The sequence below is a fragment of the Paraburkholderia nodosa DSM 21604 genome (assembly GCF_000519185.1).
GTDB classification, from domain to species: Bacteria; Pseudomonadota; Gammaproteobacteria; order Burkholderiales; family Burkholderiaceae; genus Paraburkholderia; species Paraburkholderia nodosa.
This window is the reverse complement of the sequence record NZ_JAFA01000001.1, coordinates 307,994-331,847: the sequence shown is the minus strand read 5'-3', so window position 1 is coordinate 331,847 and position 23,854 is coordinate 307,994. Positions and strand designations below refer to the sequence as shown.

Sequence of the window (23,854 nt, the reverse complement as noted above, 5' to 3'; positions counted from 1 at the left end):
GGCTGTATACGCAAAACGCCGCGCTTTCGCGCGGCGTCTTTTTTATTCGGCGTACTCAGCGTGTAATTTCAGCGTGCCGGGTGTGCAACGTTACAGCATGCCGGAGCCGAAGATCTCCGTGTGGATGCGCGAAGCATCGACGCCGCGGGCAATCAGCGCCTCGCGCTGTTCACGCATGAACGCCACGGGGCCGCACAGGTAGTAGTCGGCGTCGGGCATCAGCACATCCGCTTCGATGCGGCCGATATCGATGCGCCCTTCGAAGTCGTAGTCCGCGCCCTGGCGGTCGCTTGCGCCAACTTCTTCGTAGAACACCGCGCGCTTGACGTTCGGGTACTCGGACACCGCGTGACGCAGAAAGTCGCGGAAGGCGTGCACCTTCGCGTTACGGCATGCGTGCACGAAGGTCACCTCGCGCTCGCTGCGCTCGGCGATCAGCGTGGAGAGCATCGACTTCATCGGCGTGATGCCCACGCCGCCGCTCATCAGCACGACTGGCGAAGTCTTCTTGCGGTCGAGCGTGAACTCGCCCATCGGCGCGCTCACGTGCACCACCGCGCCTTCTTCCACACCGTCGTGCATGATGTTCGACACGTGGCCCGGCTGCGCTTCGCCGCGGCCAGTCTCCCGCTTCACCGAGATGCGCAGCCACTTGCCGTGGGGCGCGTCCGAGAGGCTGTACTGACGCGGCTGGTCCACGCCGAGCTTGTCGACGAAGCGCGTCACGCTCACGTACTGGCCCGGCTCGAAACCGCCAGCGGGCGCACCGTCGGCCGGCGCAAGATAGAACGAGGTGATCTCGTCGCTTTCGACTTGCTTGCGCATCACCTTGAACGGACGGAAACCGCTCCACGAAGCGCCCTCGTACAGCTTCGCCTCGGTGCCGATCATGATGTTCGCGAGTTGTTGGTAGGCTACGGCCCAGGCGTCGAGCGTGGGCTGGTCCACGGCGTCGCCGAGCACATCCACGACTGCGCCGAGCAGATGGCGGCCGACGATCGGATAGTGCTCCGGACGGATGTTCAGGCTCGCATGCTTGTGCGCGATGTGCGTGACCGCGCCGCCGAGCGCGCCCAGATTGTCGATGTTCGCCGCGTAGGCATACACCGCGCGGGCGAGCGTTTCGGGCTGGCTGCCGCTTTGCTGATGCGTCTGGTTGAAGATGTTCTTGAGCTCGGGGTGCGCGGCGAACATCCGCTTGTAGAAATGCTTGGTGATCGTGGCGCCGTGCTCGGCGAAAACGGGCGCAGTGGCCTTCACGCGGGCCATCTGGTCGGCGGTGAGCGCAGTCATTTATGGCTTCTCCGTGGTAAAGATGCACACAAGATACATCTTTAATGCGACAGCCCGACCCAGGCATTTTGTCGCACCCCAGCAATTTCCTGATTGCGCAGGCCGTGAACGTGCGGCGGGTGGCCGTGGAGCGCGCTTCGGCGGGGCTTTTGCGGTGCAGTAACAGTCTTTTTCGGACGTCGACGGCGCGGGTTGCTGAACGCTGCGTGCGAGCACACACTACCCGGTCGGACGGTGCGCGCTCGCGCCCTTTTTTGCCCTACGCGCCCTCGCCCTTGTCCGCGCCCCGGTCGTGCCTCCAGAGCACGTCGCTGCCGCCCGCGGCCCGGTTGAGCACGCGCGCGAGCACGAACAGCAGGTCGGAGAGCCGGTTGACGTAGCGGCGCGGCGTATCGGCGAGCGGCGAGCCCGAGTTCGCCGTGGCGCCCAGTGCGACGACCGCGCGCTCGGCGCGCCGGCATACGGTGCGGCACACATGTGCGAGCGCCGCCGCCCGCGAGCCGCCTGGCAGAATGAATTCCTTGAGCGGCGGCAGCGTGGCGTTGTAGTGCTCGAGCCAGCCATCGAGCCGCGCGAGGTGTTCGTCGGACACGAGCGTGTGGCCCGGTATGCACAGCTCGCCGCCCAGATCGAACAGGTCGTGCTGGATTGCGACGAGCACCTCGCGCACGTCGTCGGGGAGCGTTTCGCACAGCAACACGCCGATCTGCGAGTTCAGCTCGTCGACGTCGCCGATCGCAGCGATGCGCGCGTCGTCCTTGCGCACGCGGCTGCCGTCGCCGAGTCCGGTCGAGCCGTCGTCGCCGGTGCGCGTTGCAATCTTGCTCAGGCGATTGCCCATGTTGTGCTCTCCGGAGTTGAAAATTCGCGCAAGTCGCGCATCATGCGCACCCGGCGCGGTGTGAGGCGCCTGCGCCTGCCGGCCATTATAGGTTTCGTGCACCGCAGCATAAGGAGCGCGGCTTTGCGGCGCAGACGTTCAGCGTAAAATGGTCCGAGCCAGAAGTCATACCCATACGAAGGAGACACCCGCGTGAATCACCCCGCGCCGCCGGCCCTCGCACGCCGCCCGTTCCCCACCGAACTCCTCGATCAACTGCGCAGCGCGTTCGGCGAACGCGTCTCCACCTCCGAAGCCGTATGCGCCCACCACGGCCGCGATGAATCGCCCTTCGACCCGCAACTGCCCGACGCCGTGGTATTCGCGCAGAGCACCGAGGATATCCAGACCATCGTCAAGCTGTGCGCCCGCCATGGCGTGCCGATCATTCCCTACGGCAACGGCTCGTCCCTCGAAGGTCACTTGCTGGCCGTGCAGGGCGGCGTGTCGATCGACCTCTCGCAGATGAACCGCGTGCTCTCGATTAACGCCGAAGATCTCACCGTGACCGTCGAGCCTGGCATCTCGCGCAAGCAGCTGAACGAAGCGCTGCGCGACACGGGTCTGTTCTTCCCGATCGACCCGGGCGCCGATGCGAGCATCGGCGGCATGACGGCTACACGCGCCTCGGGCACCAACGCCGTGCGCTACGGCACGATGCGCGAGAACGTGCTCGCCCTGACCGCCGTGCTCGCCGACGGCCGCGTGGTCAAAACCGGCACGCGCGCGCGCAAGTCGTCGGCGGGCTACGACCTCACGCGCCTTTTCGTCGGCTCGGAAGGCACGCTCGGCGTGATCACCGAAATCACGGTGCGGCTCTACCCCCAGCCCGAGGCAGTCTCGGCGGCGGTGTGCGCGTTCCCCTCGATGGCCGAGGCCGTGCGCACGGTGATCGAGACGATCCAGATCGGCGTGCCGATCGCGCGCGTGGAATTCATCGATTCGCTCGCGGTGCGCGCGATCAACAAGCATTCGAACCTCACGCTGCGCGAAAAGCACACGCTCTTCTTCGAATTTCACGGCACCGAGGCGGGCGTCGCGGAACAGGCGCAGCTCGTGCAGGAGCTTGCCGCACAGCACGGCGGCGAAGGCTTCGAGTGGGCCACGCGCCCCGAGGAGCGCAGCCGCCTGTGGAACGCGCGCCATAACGCCTACTTCGCGATGCTGCAGCTCAAGCCCGGCTGCCGCGCCGTGACGACCGACGTGTGCGTGCCGATCTCGCGCCTCGCCGAATGCGTGATCGAGACGGAAACCGATCTCAAGGCCTCGCCGCTGCCCTGCCCGATCGTCGGCCACGTGGGCGACGGCAACTTCCACGTGGCGATCCTGATCGACCCGGACAAGCCCGAGGAGATCGACGAGGCCGAGCGCCTGAATCACCGCATCGTGCAGCGTGCGCTCGCAATGGACGGCACCTGCACGGGCGAACACGGCGTGGGCCTGCACAAGATGGATTTCCTCGTCGAAGAGCACGGCGCGGACACCATCGACACGATGCGCGCGATCAAGCACGCACTCGATCCGCACAACCTGATGAATCCGGGCAAGATCTTCAGCTGGGCGGCGTAACCGACAAGCGCAGAGAAGCGCATTCAAGCGCAACAGACGGGAGGAGAGATGAACGCACCCGAGGCGAACTTGCCCGAGCTGAGCCCGGAAGCGCTCGCGCAACGCCAGCGCGAGGTAGTCCAGGCGTTGATGGCCGTGCTGCCGGCGCATTGCCTGCTGCATCGCGAGGAGGACACCGTCGCCTACGAGTGCGACGGCCTTGCCGCCTACCGGCGGCTGCCGCTCGCCGTCGCGCTGCCGGAGACCGAGTCGCAGGTGCAACGCATCGTGCAGATCTGCCGGCGCCTCGACGTGCCGGTCGTGCCGCGCGGCGCGGGCACCGGCCTCTCGGGCGGCGCCATGCCGATCCGGCACGGGATCGTGCTTTCGCTCGCGCGCTTCAAGCGCATTCTCGAAGTCGATCCGTACGCGCGCACGGCTACCGTGCAGCCCGGCGTGCGCAATCTGGCCGTTTCTGAAGCGGCGGCGCCGTTCGGCCTTTACTACGCGCCAGACCCTTCGTCGCAGATCGCCTGCACGATAGGCGGCAACGTTTCGGAGAATTCGGGCGGCGTCCACTGCCTCAAGTACGGCCTCACGGTGCACAACGTGCTGCGCGTGCGCGCCGTGACGATGGACGGCGAGATCGTCGAATTCGGCTCGCTCGCGCCCGATGCACCGGGCCTCGACCTGCTCGCGGTGATGATCGGCAGCGAAGGCATGTTCGCGATCGTGACCGAAGTGACCGTCAAGCTGATTCCGCGCCCGCAAACCGCGCAGGTCATCATGGCGAGCTTCGACGACGTCGTGAAAGGCGGCGACGCCGTGGCGGGCATCATCGCCTCGGGCATCATTCCGGCGGGCCTGGAAATGATGGACAAGCCGGCCACGCGCGCCGTGGAGGAGTTCGTGAACGCCGGCTACGACCTCGACGCCGCCGCGATCCTGCTGTGCGAAGCCGACGGCACGCCCGAGGAAGTCGCCGACGAGATCGCGCGCACGACCACGGTGCTGCGCGAGCATGGCGCCACGCGCATCCAGATCTCGCGCACCGAGGAAGAGCGCCTGCGCTTCTGGTCGGGCCGCAAGAATGCGTTTCCGGCGGCGGGCCGCATCTCGCCCGACTACTACTGCATGGACGGCACGGTGCCGCGCCGCGCGATCGGGCCGCTGCTCGCGCGCATCCACGAAATGGAAAAGCAGTATGGACTGCGCTGCATCAACGTCTTCCATGCCGGCGACGGCAACATGCACCCGCTCATTCTCTTCAACGGCAACGACCTCGACGAATGGCACCGAGCAGAGGCTTTCGGCTCGGACATTCTCGAGACCTGCGTCGAACTGGGTGGCACCGTGACGGGCGAGCACGGCGTGGGCATCGAGAAGATCAATTCGATGTGCGTGCAATTCTCGCCGCAGGAGCGCGACGCGTTTCATGCGGTGAAACACGCGTTCGACCCGGCCAGGCTGCTCAACCCCGACAAGGGCATCCCCACGCGGGCGCGCTGCGCCGAGTACGGGCGCATGCATGTGCGCGGGAATCTGTTGCCGCACCCCGAGTTGCCGCGCTTCTGACAGACGCGCAAACACGCACCCGGCACCGCGACATCTATGCATAGCGCGTGACCCGAATGAGGGTCCGCTCCGGGTTGTCAGGCGAGGTTCGCTCAGTACAATCGAACGAACCATATAACGAACGAGCGCGACCATCACGACATGGAAGAGGACGATATCGTCTCGGACTGGTCCGAACGCATCCGGGCGGCGAGCGCCGATGGGCGGGCGCTGCGCATTCGCGGCGGGGGCACCAAGGACTGGTACGGCCAGTCGCTCGAAGGCGAGATTCTCGACACGCGCGCGCACCGCGGCATCATCGCGTACGACCCGGCCGAACTGGTGATCACGGCGCGCGCCGGCACACCGCTTGCGGAGATCGAGGTAGCGCTCGCGGCCCACGGCCAGATGCTCGCGTTCGAGCCGCCGCACTTCGGCGCCCAGGCCACCCTGGGCGGCTGCATTGCCGCAGGCATTGCGGGGCCGCGGCGGGCGAGCGCGGGCGCACCGCGCGACTTCGTGCTGGGCGCGGTGCTCATGAACGGCCACGGCGAGGTGCTGCATTTCGGCGGCCAGGTCGTGAAGAACGTGGCGGGCTACGACGTTTCGCGGCTCATGGCAGGCTCGCTCGGCACGCTCGGCCTGCTGCTGGAGCTTTCAGTGAAGGTGCTGCCGGTGCCGCAAGCGGAAACCACGCTCAAATTCGACATGAACGGCACCGACGCCGTGCGCAAGCTCAACGAATGGGGCGGCCGCCCGCTGCCGATGACGGCGAGCGCCTGGCGCAACGGCACGCTCGCGGTACGCCTCGCGGGCGCGGAAGCCGCGGTGAAGACAGCCCGCGCGAGCCTGGGCGGCGAAGTGGTGGACGCCGTGGAGGCCGAACGGTTCTGGGCAGGCTTGCGCGAGCAGACCGATCCGTTCTTCGCATCGATTGCGCCCAACGCGGCGCTGTGGCGGCTCGCGCTGCCCTCGATCGCGGAACCCCTGCAACTGCCGGGCGCGCAACTCATGGAATGGGGCGGCGCGCAGCGCTGGTGGATCACGGAAACCGACGCGCAAACGGTACGTATCAGCGCGAAGCAAGCCGGCGGTCACGCGACGATGTTCCGCACGGGGCGCGACTACGACCGCAGCGCGGGTGTCTTCACGCCTTTGCCCGCGCCGCTCATGAAGATCCATCGCGGCCTGAAGGCCGCCTTCGACCCGGCCCGCATCTTCAATCGCGGCCGGCTGTATTCCGACTTCTGACGACACCCACACGCGGCGATGCAGACGAACCTCGCGGACTTCATACGCAACACCCCCGACGGCGACGAAGCCGACGCGATCCTGCGCAAGTGCGTGCATTGCGGCTTCTGTACCGCGACCTGCCCGACCTACCAGTTGCTCGGCGACGAGCTGGACGGCCCGCGCGGGCGCATCTATCTCATGAAGCAGATGGTGGAAGGCGCGCCAGTCACGAAGAGCACGCTCACACACCTCGACCGCTGCCTCACGTGCCGCAGTTGCGAGACCACCTGCCCTTCCGGCGTGCAGTATGGGCGCCTCGTGGAAGTGGGCCGCAAGCATGCCGAACAGATGGTGAAGCGCCCGCTGCGGCAGCGCGTCATGCGCCGCCTGCTCGCGGGCCTGCTGCCGCGCCGCGCCCTCTTCACGCCGGCCATGCGCCTCGGCCAGCAGGTGCGGCCGCTGCTGCCCAAGCGCCTGCGCGACAAGGTGCCCGTGCGCCAGCGTTCGCTCGCGTGGCCCACGGCGAAGCACGCGCGCAAGATGCTGATGCTGCAAGGCTGCGTGCAGCCCTCGATGATGCCCAACATCAACATCGCGACCGCGCGCGTGCTGGACGCGCTCGGCATCGAAACGATCGTCGCGCCGCAATCGGGCTGCTGCGGCGCGATCCGCCTGCATATGGGCTACGCCGACGACGCGCTCGACGATGTGCGCGCGAACATCGACGCCTGGTGGCCCTACATCGAGCAAGGTGCGGAAGCGATCGTGATGAACGCCTCGGGCTGCGGCGCGACGGTGAAGGAATATGCACACCTGCTGCGCGACGATCCGGCCTACGTGGAAAAAGCGCGCCGCGTGGTCGAGCTCACGCGCGATCTTTCGGAACTGCTGCCCGCATTCGAGGAACAGCTCGTGGCAAACACGAGGCGCCGTAGCATCAAGACGGTAGCGTGGCATCCTCCCTGCACGCTGCAGCATGGCCAGCAGTTGCGCGGCGGCGTGGAAAGGCTGCTCACCGCGCTCGGACTCGACGTGCGGCTGCCCGCCGACAGCCATCTTTGCTGCGGCTCCGCGGGCACCTATTCGATCATGCAGCCGCGCCTTTCCTACACGCTGCGCAACCAGAAAGTGGACCGGCTGCAGGCGCTGGAGCCGCAATTGATCGTCTCCGCCAACATAGGCTGCATCACGCACCTGCAAAGCGGCACGGCGATTCCGGTCACGCACTGGATTGAGCTGGTCGAACATATGCTGGCGACGAATTGAGTCATCGGGAACGGCACCAGCGTAACGAGACGCACGGCACGCCAACAGTCGGCCATTCGGTATAGCCTTTCTGGCCAGTATTTCGCGCCGTGCGCAGTCCGTATAATGGCCGTCGTTCTGTTCGTTTTGGATCCAAAAAGGCGGCGCGCGCCATTTCATGCGCCGGCTTTCAAGCCCGATGACCGATCTCTCCCACAATCTCGAAGCTGTCCGCGAGCGCATCGCGGCCGCCGCCCGCAACGCCGGCCGCGACCCGCAAAGCGTCGAGCTGCTCGCGGTTTCGAAAACATTTCCTGCACAGGACGTGCGCGCCGCTCACGCTGCCGGCCAGCGCGCGTTCGGCGAGAACTACGTGCAGGAATCCATGGACAAGATCGAGGCGCTCGCCGACTTGCGCGCGCGCATCGAATGGCATTTCATCGGGCCGCTCCAATCGAACAAGACACGCCCCGTAGCCGAGCGTTTCGACTGGGTCCATTCGGTCGATCGTCTGAAGATTGCCGAACGCCTTTCGGCGCAACGTCCCGCCGCCATGGCGCCGCTCAACGTCTGCCTGCAGGTCAACGTGAGCGGCGAGGCCAGCAAGAGCGGCGTCACCCCGCAAGAAGCGCAGCAGGTCGCGCGCCAGATCGCCGCCCTGCCCAACCTGCGCCTGCGCGGGCTCATGTCGATTCCCGAGCCGGAAACCTCGCTCGAGGCGCAACGCGCGCCGCACCGCCAGCTACGCGAGCTGTTCGAAACGCTACGCGCAGATGGCCTCGCGCTCGACACGCTCTCCATGGGCATGTCAGCCGACCTCGAAGCCGCGGTGCTCGAAGGCGCGACGATCGTGCGCGTGGGCACCGCGATTTTCGGCGCGCGCGACTACTCTCACTGATTCACTGAACGATTCCATCACCATGAAAATTGCTTTCATCGGCGGCGGCAACATGGCCGCCGCACTCATCGGCGGCCTGATCCGCAAGGGCGTTTCCGCCGACAACCTCTACGCGATCGATCCGAACGAGGACGCCCGCAAGCGCAGCGCCGAGCAGTTCGGCGTGCGCACCGGCGCCGCCGCGGACGCCGCGCTCGCTTCGTACGACGCGGTTCTGATCGCCGTGAAGCCGCAAATCGCCAAGGCCGTGGCCGAAGGTATCGCCCCGCACCTGGGTGCCCACCAGGTCGTCATCAGCATCATGGCCGGCATTCGCATCGACGATCTCTCGCGCTGGCTGAACGGCCACGCGCGCGTCGTACGCACGATGCCGAACACGCCCGCGCTGATCGGCATGGGCGCAACCGGCCTCGTCGCGAGCAGCGGCGTGGACGCCGCGGGCCGACAGCTCGCGTCGGATGTGCTCGGCGCAGTCGGCCAAACGGTCTGGTTCGACGACGAAGCGAAGATCGACGCGGTCACGGGCATCTCGGGCAGCGGCCCGGCCTACGTGTTCTACTTCATCGAAGCGCTCGAAGAAGCGGCGCGCCAGCTCGGCATGGACGAGCAGCAAGGCCGCGCACTCGCCATCGCCACGTTCACGGGCGCGGCGCAACTCGCGCTGCAATCGGACGAGCCGCCCGCCGTACTGCGCGAGCGCGTGACCTCGAAGGGCGGCACGACCGCGGCCGCGCTCGCGTCGTTCGATGCTTCGGGCGTGAAGGCCGCCATCGTCAAGGGCGCGCTCGCGGCCGATGCACGCGCGAAGGAAATGGGCGAAGAATTCGGCAAGCAGTAAGCGCACCGCAGTCCAGATAGAAAAAGCGCCGGGTGTGTCATGCACCCGGCGCTTTTTTCGTCAATCTGGCCTCAGAGTCCCGCGACGGCGTAGTGGGCCGCAATCCCGACGAACAGCACGCCGCCCAGCCAGTTGTTGTGGCGGAACGCGGCGAAGCACGGCATGCGCTCGCGGTTCCTGATGAGCGTGTAGTGGTAAATGGCGCAGCCCACGGCGGCGGCCCAGCCGAACCAGTAGAGCCAGCCGAAACCCAGCGTCACGCCCACCCACACGTAAATGCCGAGCGTGGCCGCATAGCAGAGCATGATCGCGAGCACGTCGAAGCGGCCGAACGTGAGCGCCGAAGTGCGAATGCCGATCTTGATGTCGTCGTCGCGATCGACCATCGCGTATTCGGTGTCATAGGCCACGGACCAGAACACGTTCGCGGCCAGCATGATCCACGCGAGCGGCGGCACGTGATCCTGCACGGCGGCGAAGGCCATGGGAATGCCGAAGCCGAACGCGATGCCCAGATACGCCTGCGGAATCGCGAAAAAGCGCTTGGTGAACGGATACGACGCCGCCACGAACAGCGCCACGACCGAAAGCTGCTTCGTCAGCGCATTGAGCGGCAGGATCAACAGGAACGACACGAGCGCGAGGCCCGCGGCAATCGCCACCGCTTCCCACGCGCGAATGCGGCCCGACGTGATGGGGCGCTCGGCCGTGCGTTTCACGTGGCGGTCGAAGTCGCGGTCGGCGTAGTCGTTGATCGCGCAGCCCGCCGAGCGCATCAGCACGGTGCCGACCGTGAAAATGATCAGCAGCGAGAGGGGCGGATGGCCGTCCGAGGCGATCCACAGCGCGTTGAGCGTCGGCCACAGCAGCAGCAGGCTGCCGATCGGCTTGTCCATGCGGACGAGCCGCAAATAGAGCGGGAGTCGGGCGAACATGATCGGGGCGGGAAAAGCGATGCCGCTATTGTAGGCCAGGGCGGCGCGCCGTCGCCGCGAGCCGCACCCGCGCAAAAACAAAGGCCCGCCGGACATCCGGCGGGCCCTTCATCGTGCTGATCGTGCTTCAGGTGCAGCGCCCGGGCGCCGCATCGGCATCAAGCCAGCATCGCGCGCAGCATCCACGCGGTCTTTTCGTGCGTCTGCATGCGTTGCGTGAGCAGGTCGGCGGTCGGTTCGTCGTTGGCCGCTTCCGTCGACGGGAAGATCGCGCGCGCGGTGCGCACCACGGCTTCCTGGCCTTCCACCAGCTGGCGGATCATGTCTTCCGCTGCCGGCACGCCGTCGGCTTCGGGAATCGACGAGAGCTTCGCGAATTCCTTGTAGCTGCCCGGCGCATGCACGCCCAGCGCACGAATACGTTCGGCGATGGCGTCCACGGCCAGTGCGAGTTCGTTGTACTGCCCTTCGAACATCAGGTGGAGCGTGTTGAACATCGGCCCCGTGACGTTCCAGTGGAAGTTGTGCGTCTTCAGATACAGCGTGTAGGTGTCCGCGAGCAGGCGCGAGAGACCCTCCGCGATCTTCTTGCGATCCTTGTCGCTGATGCCGATATTCACGTGCTGTACGGTTGCTTTTTTGGCCATGACGACTCCTTGTGTAGCAGTGAGACTACGCGTGCTTGACGAACCGGTTGCGACGCGCGCATTTCAACAGCCGCGCGCGAACGCTCGATTGGTCGTCAGTGTAGCCTGGAAATATCAGAAACCCGGCTCATCCGGCCCTACTGTCCAGCCACGTGCCCGGCTCGTTCAGTGTCCTGCCAGATGTGCGAAGGCTTGCGTGGCGATCGCTACGAAACCGCTCGCCATGATCGCGAATCCCACCGCGCGACGCACCAGCTGCGTACCTTCTGCGCGCGTGCGCGCCATCGTCGCGGCCTCGCCGCGTCCCATGGTCTTGAGGGTCATCGTCATCGTTCGGGTCATGATCGTGCTCCTGTGGTAGTTCCTCGAAGTCCTGCTTCAGGCGCGGCCCGCTGTCCCAGCGTTGTGACAACAAACCGCGCCCGCGTCCTTACTTCGCCAGCTTCGCGATCGCGTCGATCACGCCTTGCGCATACGCCGGATCGGCGCGGCGCAAGTGCTGGATCTGACGCTCCACGATCTCCGCCGGCACGCCGTTGATATGCCGCGCGATGTTCGCGAAAAGCCGCTCGCGCTGGCCCGCATCGAACAACCGGAACAGCGCGCCCGGCTGGCTGTAGTAGTCGTCGTCTTCGCGGTGATCGTAGTGATCGACCGCACCGGCCGCGAGCGGCGGCTCGCCGGCCTGCGGACGCTGCGCGAAGTCGCCGAAACGGCTCGGTTCGTAGTTCACGTTGCCGCCCAGGTTGCCGTCGGTGCGCATTGCGCCGTCGCGATGGAACGAGTGGAACGGGCAGCGCGGCGCGTTCACCGGAATCTGGTGATGGTTCACACCGAGGCGATAGCGCTGCGTGTCGCCATACGAGAACAAACGCCCCTGCAACAAGCGATCCGGCGAGAAGCCGATGCCCGGCACCACGTTCGCCGGCGTGAAGGCGGCCTGCTCGACATCGGCGAAATAGTTCTGCGGATTGCGGTTCAATTCGATCGTGCCCACGTCGATCAGCGGATAGTCCTTGTGCGGCCAGATCTTCGTGATGTCGAACGGGTTGTACGGCACCTTCGCGGCATCGGCCTCGGGCATCACCTGAATGCGGAAATGCCACTTCGGGAAATTGCCCTTCTCGATCTCGTTGAAGAGATCGCGCTGCGCCGATTCGCGGTCCTGAGCAATCACCTGCGCGGCTTCGGCATCGCTGTAGTTCTCCACGCCCTGCGCCGACTTGAAGTGGAACTTCACGTAGAAACGCTCGTTGTTCGCGTTGATGAACGAGAACGTGTGCGAGCCAAAACCGTGCTGCTGGCGATAGTTCTTCGGAATGCCGCGATCGCTCATGAGGATCGTCACCTGATGCAGCGACTCCGGATGACGCGACCAGAAGTCCCACGCGGCCACGTTGTTGCGCATGTTGGTGCGCGGATCGCGCTTTTGCGTGTGGATGAAGTCCGGGAACTTGAGCGGATCGCGAATGAAGAACACCGGCGTGTTGTTGCCGACGATGTCCCAGTTGCCTTCTTCCGTGTAGAACTTGATCGAGAAGCCCCGCACGTCGCGTTCGGCGTCGGCCGCGCCGCGCTCGCCCGCCACGGTCGAGAAGCGGATGAAGAGCGGCGTTTCCTTGCCGACTTCGCCGAACACCTTTGCCTTCGTGTAGCGCGAGATGTCGTGCGTGATCTTGAGCGTGCCGAACGCGCCCGAGCCCTTCGCGTGCACGCGGCGCTCGGGAATCACTTCGCGGTCGAAGTGCGCGAGCTTTTCGAGGAGCCACACGTCCTGCAGCATCACGGGGCCGCGCGGGCCGGCGGTGAGCGAGTTCTGGTTATCGACGACGGGTGCGCCGGCTGCCGAGGTGAGAGTACGGTCGGTCATGCTGGATTCCTTTCTTGCTTGCGTGTGTGTTCTGGAATTCGGTGAAATCTGTGTCGGGATGGCGCGAAGCCGTCAGGCGGACAGCGCGCGGTCGACCAGCAGCGAGAACCACACGGTGCGCAAGCCAGAATGGGCGCGTCCCGGGGTGCTGGGAGTGTTCGGGTGGGTGGTTTGCATCGCTTCCTCCAGGGGTTTCCGGTTGGGATCGGTTAGAGGAAACTCTATCAACGACTATCGATATATGTAATTTGATTTATCTAATCTATCGAATAGGCGTAGGTTATTGGGGTCGCAATAAATGTAAGACTGAGGAATTGCGTCGCGGGCGAATGCCGCGCTGGAGAGGGAAACGCGCCGCGCAGCTCGAAAGCGCACGGCGCGATGTACGTCAGGCCGCCTCGGCAGGCGCCTCGATCTTCCTCACGCCGGGCAGCTCGCAGGCGTGAATGGCGTCGACGACCGCCTCGATCGCGGGCATGCGCGTGAAGCTCTTGCGCCACGCGAGCACCACGCGGCGGTCCGGCACGGGTTCGTCGAACGGCACGTAGGAAAGCAGCCCGGAATCGACGCCGCCCGCGTGCGGCTTCACCTCGGTCACCGACATGCGCGGCAGCACGGTAATGCCGACGCCGCTCGCGACCATATGACGAATGGTCTCCAGCGACGAGCCTTCGAACGTCTTCTGGATGCCGTCGGCGTTCTGCGAAAAGCGCATCAGTTCGGGGCACACGCCCAGCACGTGGTCGCGGAAGCAATGACCGCTGCCGAGCAGCAGCATGGTTTCCTGCTTGAGGTCGTCCGGGTCGATCTTCGGGCGCTGTTCCCACGCATGGCCTGACGGCAGCGCCACGACGAACGGTTCGTCGTATAGCGGCCGCAGCGTGAGGCCGGTTTCGGGGAACGGCAGCGCCATGATCGCCACGTCGATCTCGCCCTGCTTGAGCAGCTCGATAAGCTTGAGCGTGTAGTTCTCCTGCAGCATGAGCGGCATTTGCGGCACACGCTTGATCATCTGCTTGACGAGCGTGGGCAGGAGATAGGGCCCGATCGTGTAGATCACGCCCAGGCGCAGCGGCCCCACGAGCGGGTCCTTGCCCTGCTTGGCGATTTCCTTGATCGCGAGCGTCTGTTCGAGCACGCGCTGCGCTTGCGTGACGATCTGCTCGCCGATGGGCGTCACGCTCACCTCGCTCGTGCCGCGCTCGAAGATCTGCACATTCAGTTCGTCTTCGAGCTTCTTGATGGCGACCGAAAGGGTCGGCTGGCTCACGAAGCAGGCTTCCGCGGCCCGTCCGAAGTGGCGCTCTCGAGCTACCGCGACAATGTATTTCAATTCAGTGAGCGTCATTCGGGGACCAATCAAAAAAGGTGAATCAATAGCTTGTAGTTATACACCTATGGCGGAGATTCGCCAATAATCAACACCCCTATGCGGGGCGTGATCAGCGCAAAAGGGTCAGACGGCGCGGGCGCGCGCAGGTTCCGCGCAATGGACTATTTACGCTTTCAGGTACTGCTCGCGGGCGCCGAGCCAACGGTTGAGGTGCTGCGTGACGACGAGCGGAAACTCGTGCAGCAGACGATCGGCTGCGCCGCGCGCGGGCTCGATGAGCCAGGCGTCGGTCTCGAGGTTCGCGAAGCGCAGCATCGCCGCGCCAGATTGACGCGCGCCGAGGAATTCGCCAGGGCCGCGGATTTCGAGGTCCTTGCGCGCGATCTCGAAGCCGTCGGTGGTCTCGCGCATGGTTTGCAGGCGCGCGCGGCCCGTGAGCGACAACGGCCCGGTATAGAGCAGCACGCACACCGAAGCGGCGCTGCCCCGCCCCACGCGCCCGCGCAACTGGTGCAATTGCGCGAGGCCGAAGCGCTCGGCATGCTCGATCACCATCAGCGAGGCATTGGGCACGTCCACGCCCACTTCGATGACCGTCGTCGCCACGAGCAGCTGCACTTCGTTGCGTGAAAACGCATCCATGACGGCGGCCTTGTCCGTGGAAGCCAGGCGGCCGTGCACGAGGCCCACGGTGAGTTCCGGCAGCGCGGCCACGAGTGTTTCGTAAGTCTCGACGGCCGTTTGCAGCTGCAACGTCTCGCTCTCCTCGATCAGCGGACATACCCAGTACACCTGACGACCCGTGAGCGCCGCCGCGCGCACACGCGCGATCACTTCCTCGCGGCGCGCGTCGGCAATGAGCTTCGTGAGGATCGGCGTGCGGCCGGGCGGCAGCTCGTCGATGGTGGAGACGTCGAGGTCCGCGTAGTAGGTCATGGCGAGCGTGCGCGGGATCGGCGTGGCCGACATCATCAGCTGATGCGGCTGGAACTCGCGATGCGTCTCGCCAGGCGCCTTCGCGTTCTGCGCCTTGGCGCGCAGCGCGAGCCGCTGCCCGACGCCGAAGCGATGCTGCTCGTCGACGATCACGAGGCCGAGCCGCGCGAATTCCACGGCCTCCTGAATGATCGCGTGCGTGCCGATCACGAGTTGCGCCGTGCCGAGCGCCGCGGCTTCGAGCGCCGCGCGCTTTTCCTTCGCCTTGAGACTGCCCGCGAGCCACGCCACCTGCACGCCGAGCGGCTCGAGCCAGCCGCGCAGCTTGCGCGCGTGCTGTTCCGCGAGGATTTCGGTGGGCGCCATGAGCGCGGCCTGGTAGCCGGCGTCGATCGCCTGCGCCGCCGCGAGCGCCGCCACCACGGTCTTGCCGCTGCCCACGTCGCCTTGCAGCAGACGTTGCATGGGGTGCGGCTGTTCGAGATCGTGCGCGATCTCCGCCACCACGCGCTCCTGCGCGCCGGTGAGCGTGAACGGCAGCGCGCCGCGCAGACGCGCGAGCAGCGTCGCCTCGCTCTTGCGCCCCGCGACGTGACGCGCCATCGCGGGCGCGGCGCGCGTGCGGCGCTCTTCGTGCGCGCGCTTGAGCGACAGTTGCTGCGCGAGCAGTTCCTCGAACTTGATGCGCGTCCATGCGGGATGCGTGCCGTCGATCAGCTCATGCTCGTCGGCGTTCACGGGCGGGTGGTGCAGCGTCTTCACGGCGTCCATCAACGGCGGCAGATTCAGCGGCTCCATGAACTCGTGCGCCACCGCATCGGGCAGCAGTTCGGGCAGATGCGTACGCGAAAGCGCGTTGTCGATCGCCTTGCGCAGATACGCCTGGCTCACGCCCGCCGTGGACGGATACACCGGCGTGAGCGCCTGCGGCAGCGGCGCGTCGCCCTCCACGACCTTCACCGCCGGATGCACCATCTCCATGCCGAAGAAGCCGCCGCGCACGTCGCCACGCACGCGCAGGCGCTTGCCGATCGCCATCTGCGTGACCTGCGAGCCGTAGAAGTTCAGGAAGCGCAGATGAAGCTGGTTGCCGTTGTGGTCCTCGAGCTTCACGAGGAGCTGGCGGCGCGGACGGTAGGCGATCTCGTTGTCGAACACCACGCCTTCGGTTTGCGCGATGCCGCCCGGCAGCAGTTCGCCGATGGGCGTGAGCGTGGTTTCGTCCTCGTAGCGCATCGGCAGATGCAACACGAGATCGATGTCGCTGCGCAGACCGAGTTTGGCGAGGCGGTCGGCGGTTTTGGTGAGCTTGGGCTTGTCTTTGGCCGCGGATTTTTCCAAGGCTTCTTCTGCGGCCGGGTCAGCAGACTTCTTCGCGGCGCGTTTGCGCGCGGGCGGTGCGGCCCCTTGCGTCGCGTCCGCTTGCCGCTTGCGCGCGCCGTCCCCGGTCGTGCGCGCGTCGTCGGGCGCGTCGCTCGCGGAATCGGGTTCAGACATCAATCGGCTAACGGATGGGGGCATGGGCAGCTTCGCAAGTACAATATCGGCTTTCCGGCATGGCGCGGCGCGTGCAGCGCGACGGCCTCTGCCATCGGGCACGGCGCGCGCATCGCTATCGCGCACGTCCCGCAATCATAGCTGTGTCGATCCGGAGATAGGGCTTTAGCCCTTACTCCGGTCCCATGCAACTGGGTTGTTCGTCACGCACGAACGGCCATTGCCGCCGCTTTTTGGGGCGCAACCGCTTGACGGTTCGGCTTCGCAAAGCCGCCGCGCGCCGGGCCTCCGGCGCATTTCCGTTACTTCAGGCCGCATGTTCAAGCTTTCCGATTTCGATTTCGACCTCCCCGAGGAACTGATCGCGCAGACCGCCCTGCCCGAGCGCAGCGCGAGCCGTCTGCTCGAGGTCGATAGCACGACACAACCCGCGCGTTTCACCGACCGCCGCTTTTCCGACCTGCCCGCGTGCATCGCGCCGGGCGACTTGCTGGTCTTCAACGATACCAAGGTGCTGAAGGCGCGTTTCTTCGGCCAGAAGGCCAGCGGCGGCAAGATCGAGGTGCTCGTGGAGCGCCTGACCGGCGCGCGCACGGCGCTCGCGCAGATCCGCGCGAGCAAGAGCCCGGGGCCCGGCACGGTGCTGCGCCTCGCCGATGCGTTCGACGTGACGGTGGGCGAGCGCGTCGATCAGTTCTACACGCTGCACTTTCCCGACGACTGCCTCACGCTGATCGAGCAGCACGGCCGTCTGCCGCTGCCGCCCTACATCACGCACGACGCCGACGCGAGCGACGAAACGCGCTATCAAACCGTGTTCGCGCAGAATCCGGGCGCGGTGGCCGCGCCCACGGCGGGCCTGCACTTCGACGACGCCCTGCTTGCGCAACTCGACGCGCAAGGCGTCGCGCGCGCCACGCTCACGCTGCACGTGGGCGCGGGCACGTTCCAGCCGGTGCGCGTGGAGAACATCGCCGAGCATAAGATGCATAGCGAGTGGTACGAACTGCCGCAATCGCTCGTCGACAAGATCGCGGCGACGCGCGCGCGCGGCGGCCGGGTGATCGCGGTGGGCACGACCTCGATGCGCGCGCTCGAAGCCGCTGCGCGCGACGCCGACCGTGAAGGCCGCGCACTCTCGGCAACGCAGGCGGAAACGGATATCTTCATCACACCAGGCTATCAATTCCGCGTGGTCGACCGGCTCGTGACGAACTTCCACCTGCCGAAATCCACGCTGCTGATGCTCGTTTCCGCGTTCGCGGGCATCGAAACGATACGCGCGGCGTATCGTCATGCAATTGCCGAGCGGTATCGCTTCTTCAGTTACGGCGACGCGATGCTTTTGACACGCACTGACGACGCGCTGAACAAGTAATACGCACATTTCCCAAGCCGTCGCGCGACACGAAAAACGCGCGGCGGCGTTTCACCATTTGCGCCGGACTTGCGATCCGGAGTTGGCGCTTTAGCGCTTACTCCGGTCCCATGCAAAGCACTTTCCGGTCGCACAGGAGTCCATGCATGACCGACGGTCATCAAAACAACGCACGCGCCGAACACGGCGCATACCTGGGCGAGCGCCCGCAGAACGGCCTCAAGTTCGAACTGCTCGGCACCGACGGCCTCGCCCGCCGTGGCCGCGTCACGCTCAATCACGGCGTGGTCGAAACGCCGATCTTCATGCCCGTGGGCACCTACGGCACCGTGAAGGCCACGCAGCCGCGCGAGCTCGAGGAGATGAAGGCGCAGATCATCCTCGGCAACACCTTCCACCTCTGGCTGCGCCCGGGCCTGGAAACGATCGAGGCGCACGGCGGCCTGCATCGCTTCATGGGCTGGAACCGGCCGATCCTCACGGATTCGGGCGGCTTCCAGGTGTTCTCGCTCGGCGACCTGCGCAAGATCTCGGAAGACGGCGTGCGCTTCGCCTCGCCCGTGAACGGCGACAAGCTGTTCCTCTCGCCCGAAGTGTCGATGCAGATCCAGAAGGTGCTGAACTCGGACATCGTGATGCAGTTCGACGAGTGCACGCCCTATGCGACCAACGGCGTGCCCACCACGCACAAGGAAGCCGCGGATTCGATGCGCATGTCGATGCGCTGGGCGCAGCGCTCGATCGACGAGTTCAACCGCCTCGGCAACCCGAATGCGCTGTTCGGCATCGTGCAGGGCGGCATGTTCGAGGACCTGCGCGACGAATCGCTCGCCGGCCTCTCGCAGATGCCGTTCCACGGCTACGCGATCGGCGGTCTTTCGGTGGGCGAACCGAAGGAAGACATGATGCGCGTGCTGGAACACATCGCGCCGAAGCTGCCCGCCGACAAGCCGCACTACCTGATGGGCGTGGGCACGCCGGAAGACCTGGTGGCGGGCGTGGCCTCGGGCGTCGACATGTTCGACTGCGTGATGCCCACGCGCAACGCGCGCAACGGCTGGATCTTCACGCGCTTTGGCGACATCAAGATCCGCAATGCCGTGCACCGCAACTCGCTGCGCCCGCTCGACGAACAATGCGGCTGCTACACCTGCCGCAACTTCACGCGCGGCTATCTGCACCACCTGCACCGCGTGGGCGAGATCCTCGGCGCGCAGCTCAACACGATCCACAATCTGCACTACTACCTGGAGCTGATGAGCGAGATGCGCGCGGCAATCGAGACGAAGACGTTCGCGGCGTTCCGCCAGCGCTTCGCCGGGCAGCGCGCACGCGGCGTGGACTGAGAGGGCGTCTCACGACGGCGCGTCACGTGCCGGCCGCGAAACATTACAATATCCTTTCGAGACAATGACGCGGGCAAGGCATGCGGTCCGCCCGAGCCGTCCCGGTTTTCACGCGCGCGCATGTCGCGTCGGGGCGGGATCCGGGATAAGCACTTGATCGCAAAGCCAATTTTGCGTCATCGTCGCGATGAATGCCGGTGGTAGAATAACCGGCTCGCTTTTTGATCGTAAAAAACGGAGAGACCAACGTGTCGTTCATTTCCAATGCCTTCGCGCAAGGCAGTGCAGCAGGTGGTGCCGAATCGAGCCTCATGAGCTTCCTGCCGCTCATTCTGATGTTCGCCGTGCTGTACTTCATCATGATCCGTCCGCAGATGAAGCGCCAGAAGGAACATCGCAACATGCTCTCGGCCATGGCCAAGGGCGACGAAGTCATCACGAGCGGCGGCATCGTCGGCAAGGTGACCAAGGTCAGCGAAGCCTACGTCGGCGTCGAAATCGCCGATGGCACGGAAATCACCGTGCAGAAGTCGTCGGTCTCGACCATCCTGCCGAAGGGCACGATCAAGTCGCTGTAAAGCTTCACGGAATCACCGAGGCCGTTGCCTCCGAACCAACGGCCTCGCGCGCCCGGCCCGCCCTCGCAGCCACTGACCCGCAAACGTCAATGCAGGTACGCCCCGAAGGCAACGCCGGACGCGCACGCAGCGCTTAAGGCCATTCCCCTCCCCCGTTGGGTCAACCAATGAACCGTTATCCCCTCTGGAAATATGTCGTGATGCTGGTGGCGCTCGTCATCGGCTTCGTGTACACATTGCCCAATTTCTTCGGCGAAGCGCCCGCGGTCCAGGTGTCGAGCGGTAAAGCCACCGTCAAGCTCGACTCGGGCACGCTCGCCCAGGTCGAAGCCGCGGTCGCCGCGAACAATATCCGTGCGACCGAGGTGACGTTCGACAACTCGTCGATGAACGCGAACATCCGCGTGCGCGTCGCCGACACGGACACGCAGCTGCGCCTGAAAGACGCGCTCAACAAAGCGCTGAACGCCGACCTGAACGACCCGCAGTACGTCGTCGCCCTGAACCTGCAGAGCGCCTCGCCGCGCTGGCTCACGTCGCTGCACGCGCTGCCGATGTACCTCGGCCTCGATCTGCGTGGCGGCGTGCACTTCCTGCTCCAGGTCGACATGAACGGCGCGCTCAACAAGAAGCTCGACTCCGACGCTTCGGACGTACGCACGCTCCTGCGCGAAAAGAACGTCCGCGACGGCGGCGTGAACCGCGTCAACCAGTCGGTGGTCGTCAATTTCGCCGACGCCGATACGGCCGATCAGGCACGTAAGGTCCTCGCGGGCGCGGGCGGCATCACCGAACTGCAGTGGGCGTCGCAGAACAACCCCGAAGGCGGCGTGCAGCTCGTCGGCACGTTCACGCCGGCCGTGAAGACGGCGGTTCAGCAAGCCGCGCTCAAGCAGAACATCCAGACGCTGCACAACCGCGTGAACGAGCTTGGCGTGGCCGAGCCCGTGATCCAGCAGCAAGGCGACGACCGTATCGTGGTCGAGCTGCCGGGCGTGCAGGACACCGCCAAGGCGAAGGACATCATCGGCCGCACGGCGACGCTCGAAGCGCGCCTCGCCGACCCGATGGGCCTGCATCCGGACGTGAACGCGCCGGTGCCGCCGGGCGACGAGCTCTTCACGCAAGGCAATGCCGCGCCTGTGCTGCTGCGCAAGCAGGTGATCTTCACCGGCGACCGCATCATCGACGCCTCGGCGGGCTTCGACGAGCATCAGCGTCCGTCGGTCAACATCCGCCTCGATTCGGCCGGCGGCCGCGCGGTGCGCGCGGTCTCGCGCGACAACATCGGCAAGCCGATGGCGATGGTGCTGTTCGAAAAGGGCAAGGGCGAAGTGCTGACGGTGGCGACCATCCAGTCCGAACTGGGCGACCGCTTCCAGATCACGGGCCAGCCCACGCCGCAGGCCGCCGCCGACCTCGCGCTGCTGCTGCGCGCAGGCTCGCTCGCCGCGCCGATGGACATCATCGAGGAACGCACGGTTGGCCCGAGCCTTGGCGCGGACAACATCCGCAAGGGCTTCGACTCGGTGATCTACGGCTTCGCCGCCATCGCCGTGTTCATGATCGCGTACTACATGCTGTTCGGCGCGATCTCGATGATCGGCCTGTCGGTAAACCTGCTCCTGCTCGTGGCCGTGCTCTCCATGCTGCAGGCCACGCTCACGCTGCCGGGTATCGCGGCTATTGCGCTGGCGCTAGGTATGGCGATCGACGCGAACGTGCTGATCAACGAGCGCGTGCGCGAAGAACTGCGCCACGGCGCGCCGCCGCAGCTGGCCATCCAGAACGGCTACGCACACGCCTGGGCGACGATTCTCGACTCGAACGTGACCACGCTCATCGCCGGTCTCGCGCTGCTCGCGTTCGGTTCGGGCCCGGTGCGCGGCTTTGCGATCGTGCACTGTATCGGCATTCTCACGTCGATGTTCTCGGCCGTGTTCTTCTCGCGCGGTCTCGTGAACCTCTGGTACGGCGGCAAGAAGAAGCTCAAGTCGCTCGCGGTGGGTCAGGTGTGGCGTCCGGAACCGGATGAAGGCACGCCCGCGCTCGCCGGCGCCGATGCCGGCACCGACACGGGCCGCGCGGTTGCCGCGACTGCCACGAAGCGTGAGCCGGTCAAGGCCGGCGCCAAAGGTGCTGCGCGCGCCAAGCCGGTCGTGCGCCGCCGTGACGCCTCGGGCGGCTCTGGCAACAACACCGGTTCGTCCCGCTGATACGGAGTCAAGACCATGGAATTTTTCCGCATCCGCAAAGACATCCCGTTCATGAAGCACGCGTTGATCTTCAACGCGATCTCGCTCCTGACCTTCGTCGCGGCGGTGTTTTTCCTCTTCCACCGCGGCCTGCACCTGTCGATCGAATTCACGGGCGGCACGGTCATCGAAGTGCAGTATCCGCAGGCGGTGCCGCTCGAGCCGCTGCGCGACTCGCTCACGAAGATCGGCTACGGCGACGCCCAGGTGCAGAACTTCGGCACCTCGCGCGACGTGCTGATCCGCCTGCCGCTCAAGCAAGGCCTGAGCTCCGCGCAGCAGAGCGACCAGGTGATGTCCACGCTCAAGGCAGCCGATGCGCAGGTGCAGTTGCAGCGCGTGGAGTTCGTCGGCCCGCAGGTCGGCAAGGAACTCGCGACAGACGGCCTGCTCGCGCTCGCCTGCGTGGTGGCGGGCATCGTCATCTACCTGTCGTTCCGCTTCGAATGGAAGTACGCCGTGGCCGGCGTGATCGCGAACCTGCACGACGTCGTGATCATTCTGGGCTTCTTCGCTTTCTTCCAGTGGGAGTTCTCGCTCTCGGTGCTCGCGGCAGTGCTAGCCGTGCTCGGCTACTCGGTGAACGAATCGGTCGTTATCTTCGACCGGATTCGCGAGACCTTCCGGCGCGAGCGCAAGATGAGCGTGACCGAAGTCATCAACCACGCCATTACCAGCACGATGTCGCGAACCATCATCACCCACGGCTGTACGCAGATGATGGTGCTCTCGATGTTCTTCTTCGGCGGCCCGACGCTGCACTACTTCGCGCTGGCGCTGACGGTGGGTATTCTCTTCGGCATCTACTCGTCGGTGTTCGTTGCCGCGGCGCTCGCCATGTGGCTCGGCGTGAAACGCGAAGACCTCATCAAGGACAAGAAGGAAAAGTTCGATCCGAACGATCCGAACGCGGGCGCGCAGGTTTAAGCGGCGCACCAGCAAAAAAGCCGGTTCTCGCGAACCGGCTTTTTTTCGTGCCTACGCAACGGCCTTCGCCGCGCTGCCGCTCTCCCCTACTGCTTGATCCCTTCGGCCTGGATATGCAGCGTGGTCTTCATCTTGAAGCCGTACTTCTTGCCCGAGTCCATGCCGAAGTCGTCGCGGTTGAATGCGGCCTCGGCCTCCACGCCGCACACCTCGCGTTTGAGCACCGGGTGCTGCATGCACTTGAACGACTCGATCTCGAGCTTGAGCGGCCGCGTCACGCCGTGCAGCGTGAAATCGCCGATCACCTCCTTGGGCGTGTCTCCGTTGAAGACGATGCGCGTGCCCTTGTAGGTGGCCGTGGGGTACTTCGCGACATCGAGAAAGTCGTCGCCCACGAGGTGCTGGTCGAGCTGCGGATTGCCGGTCTGGATCGACGCCGGATCGATCGTCACGTCCACGGTGCCCGTCTTCGCCGCGCGGTCCAGCGTGACCGTGCCCGTGGTCTTCGTGAACTTGCCGCGCCACGTGGATAGACCGCCGAAGTGGTCGGCCTCGAAGCTCGGAAACGTGTGGTTCGGATCGAGCTGGTAAGTATCAGCGGCGTGCGCGGCTTGCGTCGCCAGGGCGGCGAGCGACACGGCGCCCCCTGCGGCCATCCATACG

At 65.7% G+C, this 23,854-nt stretch carries 20 protein-coding genes; 11 read left to right on the top strand and 9 right to left on the bottom strand.

The window, feature by feature from the left end:
- Positions 1-90: 90 nt before the first annotated feature.
- Together hmpA and A3CW_RS0101555 are read right to left on the bottom strand one after the other, a co-directional pair.
- Positions 91-1,293, bottom strand: coding sequence for an NO-inducible flavohemoprotein (hmpA, locus tag A3CW_RS0101560; RefSeq protein WP_028201999.1), 1,203 nt, complete (start codon positions 1,291-1,293; stop codon positions 91-93).
- A 259-nt stretch (positions 1,294-1,552) separates the two neighbouring features.
- A complete protein-coding gene (locus tag A3CW_RS0101555; RefSeq protein WP_028201998.1) occupies positions 1,553-2,134 on the bottom strand; it encodes a cob(I)yrinic acid a,c-diamide adenosyltransferase in 582 nt (193 codons plus the stop codon).
- A 192-nt stretch (positions 2,135-2,326) separates the two neighbouring features.
- On the opposite strand from A3CW_RS0101555, the gene A3CW_RS0101550 reads away from it, so the two are divergent.
- From A3CW_RS0101550 to proC, 6 genes are all read left to right on the top strand, one after another.
- Positions 2,327-3,742, top strand: a complete 1,416-nt coding sequence (locus A3CW_RS0101550; protein WP_028201997.1) for an FAD-binding oxidoreductase — start codon at positions 2,327-2,329, stop codon at positions 3,740-3,742.
- Between the two features lie 48 nt (positions 3,743-3,790).
- Positions 3,791-5,296, top strand: coding sequence for an FAD-linked oxidase C-terminal domain-containing protein (locus tag A3CW_RS0101545; RefSeq protein ID WP_028201996.1), 1,506 nt, complete (start codon positions 3,791-3,793; stop codon positions 5,294-5,296).
- 141 nt (positions 5,297-5,437) lie between these two features.
- Positions 5,438-6,526 (top strand): glycolate oxidase subunit GlcE, encoded by a 1,089-nt coding sequence (gene glcE, locus A3CW_RS0101540; protein WP_028201995.1) that lies wholly within the window; start codon positions 5,438-5,440, stop codon positions 6,524-6,526.
- Between the two features lie 18 nt (positions 6,527-6,544).
- Entirely contained in the window at positions 6,545-7,774 is a 1,230-nt protein-coding gene (glcF, locus tag A3CW_RS0101535; protein ID WP_028201994.1) for a glycolate oxidase subunit GlcF, read from the top strand.
- A gap of 178 nt (positions 7,775-7,952) precedes the next feature.
- A complete protein-coding gene (locus A3CW_RS0101530) occupies positions 7,953-8,651 on the top strand; it encodes a YggS family pyridoxal phosphate-dependent enzyme (protein ID WP_028201993.1) in 699 nt (232 codons plus the stop codon).
- Between the two features lie 22 nt (positions 8,652-8,673).
- Entirely contained in the window at positions 8,674-9,489 is an 816-nt protein-coding gene (proC, locus tag A3CW_RS0101525; RefSeq protein ID WP_028201992.1) for a pyrroline-5-carboxylate reductase, read from the top strand.
- A 71-nt stretch (positions 9,490-9,560) separates the two neighbouring features.
- On the opposite strand, the gene ubiA is transcribed toward proC, so the two are convergent.
- The 6 genes from ubiA to recG all read right to left on the bottom strand — a co-directional run bounded on the left by ubiA (position 9,561) and on the right by recG (position 16,707).
- Positions 9,561-10,424, bottom strand: coding sequence for a 4-hydroxybenzoate octaprenyltransferase (gene ubiA, locus A3CW_RS0101520; protein ID WP_028201991.1), 864 nt, complete (start codon positions 10,422-10,424; stop codon positions 9,561-9,563).
- 158 nt (positions 10,425-10,582) lie between these two features.
- On the bottom strand, positions 10,583-11,071 hold the full coding sequence (locus tag A3CW_RS0101515; protein ID WP_028201990.1) for a Dps family protein: 489 nt from the start codon (positions 11,069-11,071) through the stop codon (positions 10,583-10,585).
- A 165-nt stretch (positions 11,072-11,236) separates the two neighbouring features.
- A complete protein-coding gene (locus A3CW_RS52175; protein WP_154677827.1) occupies positions 11,237-11,413 on the bottom strand; it encodes a hypothetical protein in 177 nt (58 codons plus the stop codon).
- 88 nt (positions 11,414-11,501) lie between these two features.
- Positions 11,502-12,941, bottom strand: coding sequence for a catalase (locus A3CW_RS0101505; RefSeq protein ID WP_028201989.1), 1,440 nt, complete (start codon positions 12,939-12,941; stop codon positions 11,502-11,504).
- A gap of 388 nt (positions 12,942-13,329) precedes the next feature.
- The gene (locus A3CW_RS0101500) at positions 13,330-14,289 is read right to left on the bottom strand and encodes a hydrogen peroxide-inducible genes activator (RefSeq protein ID WP_028201988.1); all 960 of its coding nucleotides are present in this window, start codon (positions 14,287-14,289) and stop codon (positions 13,330-13,332) included.
- A gap of 150 nt (positions 14,290-14,439) precedes the next feature.
- Positions 14,440-16,707 carry an ATP-dependent DNA helicase RecG gene (gene recG, locus A3CW_RS0101495; RefSeq protein ID WP_407669677.1) on the bottom strand — a complete coding sequence of 756 codons (2,268 nt, stop codon included), beginning with the start codon at positions 16,705-16,707 and terminating at the stop codon, positions 14,440-14,442.
- Between the two features lie 316 nt (positions 16,708-17,023).
- Here recG and queA point away from each other — a divergent pair, with 316 nt between their 5' ends.
- The 5 genes from queA to secF all read left to right on the top strand — a co-directional run bounded on the left by queA (position 17,024) and on the right by secF (position 23,191).
- Positions 17,024-18,085, top strand: coding sequence for a tRNA preQ1(34) S-adenosylmethionine ribosyltransferase-isomerase QueA (queA, locus tag A3CW_RS0101490; RefSeq protein ID WP_028201986.1), 1,062 nt, complete (start codon positions 17,024-17,026; stop codon positions 18,083-18,085).
- Between the two features lie 146 nt (positions 18,086-18,231).
- The gene (tgt, locus tag A3CW_RS0101485) at positions 18,232-19,431 is read left to right on the top strand and encodes a tRNA guanosine(34) transglycosylase Tgt (protein WP_028201985.1); all 1,200 of its coding nucleotides are present in this window, start codon (positions 18,232-18,234) and stop codon (positions 19,429-19,431) included.
- Between the two features lie 248 nt (positions 19,432-19,679).
- On the top strand, positions 19,680-20,009 hold the full coding sequence (gene yajC / locus A3CW_RS0101480; RefSeq protein ID WP_028201984.1) for a preprotein translocase subunit YajC: 330 nt from the start codon (positions 19,680-19,682) through the stop codon (positions 20,007-20,009).
- A 167-nt stretch (positions 20,010-20,176) separates the two neighbouring features.
- Entirely contained in the window at positions 20,177-22,225 is a 2,049-nt protein-coding gene (gene secD, locus A3CW_RS0101475; RefSeq protein WP_028201983.1) for a protein translocase subunit SecD, read from the top strand.
- 15 nt (positions 22,226-22,240) lie between these two features.
- Complete coding sequence (secF, locus tag A3CW_RS0101470) at positions 22,241-23,191, top strand: protein translocase subunit SecF (RefSeq protein ID WP_028201982.1); 951 nt, start codon at positions 22,241-22,243, stop codon at positions 23,189-23,191.
- 86 nt (positions 23,192-23,277) lie between these two features.
- On the opposite strand, the gene A3CW_RS0101465 is transcribed toward secF, so the two are convergent.
- Positions 23,278-23,847 carry a YceI family protein gene (locus A3CW_RS0101465; protein ID WP_028201981.1) on the bottom strand — a complete coding sequence of 190 codons (570 nt, stop codon included), beginning with the start codon at positions 23,845-23,847 and terminating at the stop codon, positions 23,278-23,280.
- Between the last annotated feature and the right edge of the window lie 7 nt (positions 23,848-23,854).

Coding starts and splice junctions, on each gene's coding strand:
- hmpA (WP_028201999.1), bottom strand. CDS start 1,293: ATGACTGCGCTCACCGCCGACCAGATGGCCCGCGTGAAGGCCACTGCG.
- A3CW_RS0101555 (WP_028201998.1), bottom strand. CDS start 2,134: ATGGGCAATCGCCTGAGCAAGATTGCAACGCGCACCGGCGACGACGGC.
- A3CW_RS0101545 (WP_028201996.1), top strand. CDS start 3,791: ATGAACGCACCCGAGGCGAACTTGCCCGAGCTGAGCCCGGAAGCGCTC.
- glcE (WP_028201995.1), top strand. CDS start 5,438: ATGGAAGAGGACGATATCGTCTCGGACTGGTCCGAACGCATCCGGGCG.
- glcF (WP_028201994.1), top strand. CDS start 6,545: ATGCAGACGAACCTCGCGGACTTCATACGCAACACCCCCGACGGCGAC.
- A3CW_RS0101530 (WP_028201993.1), top strand. CDS start 7,953: ATGACCGATCTCTCCCACAATCTCGAAGCTGTCCGCGAGCGCATCGCG.
- proC (WP_028201992.1), top strand. CDS start 8,674: ATGAAAATTGCTTTCATCGGCGGCGGCAACATGGCCGCCGCACTCATC.
- ubiA (WP_028201991.1), bottom strand. CDS start 10,424: ATGTTCGCCCGACTCCCGCTCTATTTGCGGCTCGTCCGCATGGACAAG.
- A3CW_RS0101515 (WP_028201990.1), bottom strand. CDS start 11,071: ATGGCCAAAAAAGCAACCGTACAGCACGTGAATATCGGCATCAGCGAC.
- A3CW_RS52175 (WP_154677827.1), bottom strand. CDS start 11,413: ATGACCCGAACGATGACGATGACCCTCAAGACCATGGGACGCGGCGAG.
- A3CW_RS0101505 (WP_028201989.1), bottom strand. CDS start 12,941: ATGACCGACCGTACTCTCACCTCGGCAGCCGGCGCACCCGTCGTCGAT.
- A3CW_RS0101500 (WP_028201988.1), bottom strand. CDS start 14,289: ATGACGCTCACTGAATTGAAATACATTGTCGCGGTAGCTCGAGAGCGC.
- recG (WP_407669677.1), bottom strand. CDS start 16,707: ATGTCTGAACCCGATTCCGCGAGCGACGCGCCCGACGACGCGCGCACG.
- queA (WP_028201986.1), top strand. CDS start 17,024: ATGTTCAAGCTTTCCGATTTCGATTTCGACCTCCCCGAGGAACTGATC.
- tgt (WP_028201985.1), top strand. CDS start 18,232: ATGACCGACGGTCATCAAAACAACGCACGCGCCGAACACGGCGCATAC.
- secD (WP_028201983.1), top strand. CDS start 20,177: ATGAACCGTTATCCCCTCTGGAAATATGTCGTGATGCTGGTGGCGCTC.
- secF (WP_028201982.1), top strand. CDS start 22,241: ATGGAATTTTTCCGCATCCGCAAAGACATCCCGTTCATGAAGCACGCG.
- A3CW_RS0101465 (WP_028201981.1), bottom strand. CDS start 23,847: ATGGCCGCAGGGGGCGCCGTGTCGCTCGCCGCCCTGGCGACGCAAGCC.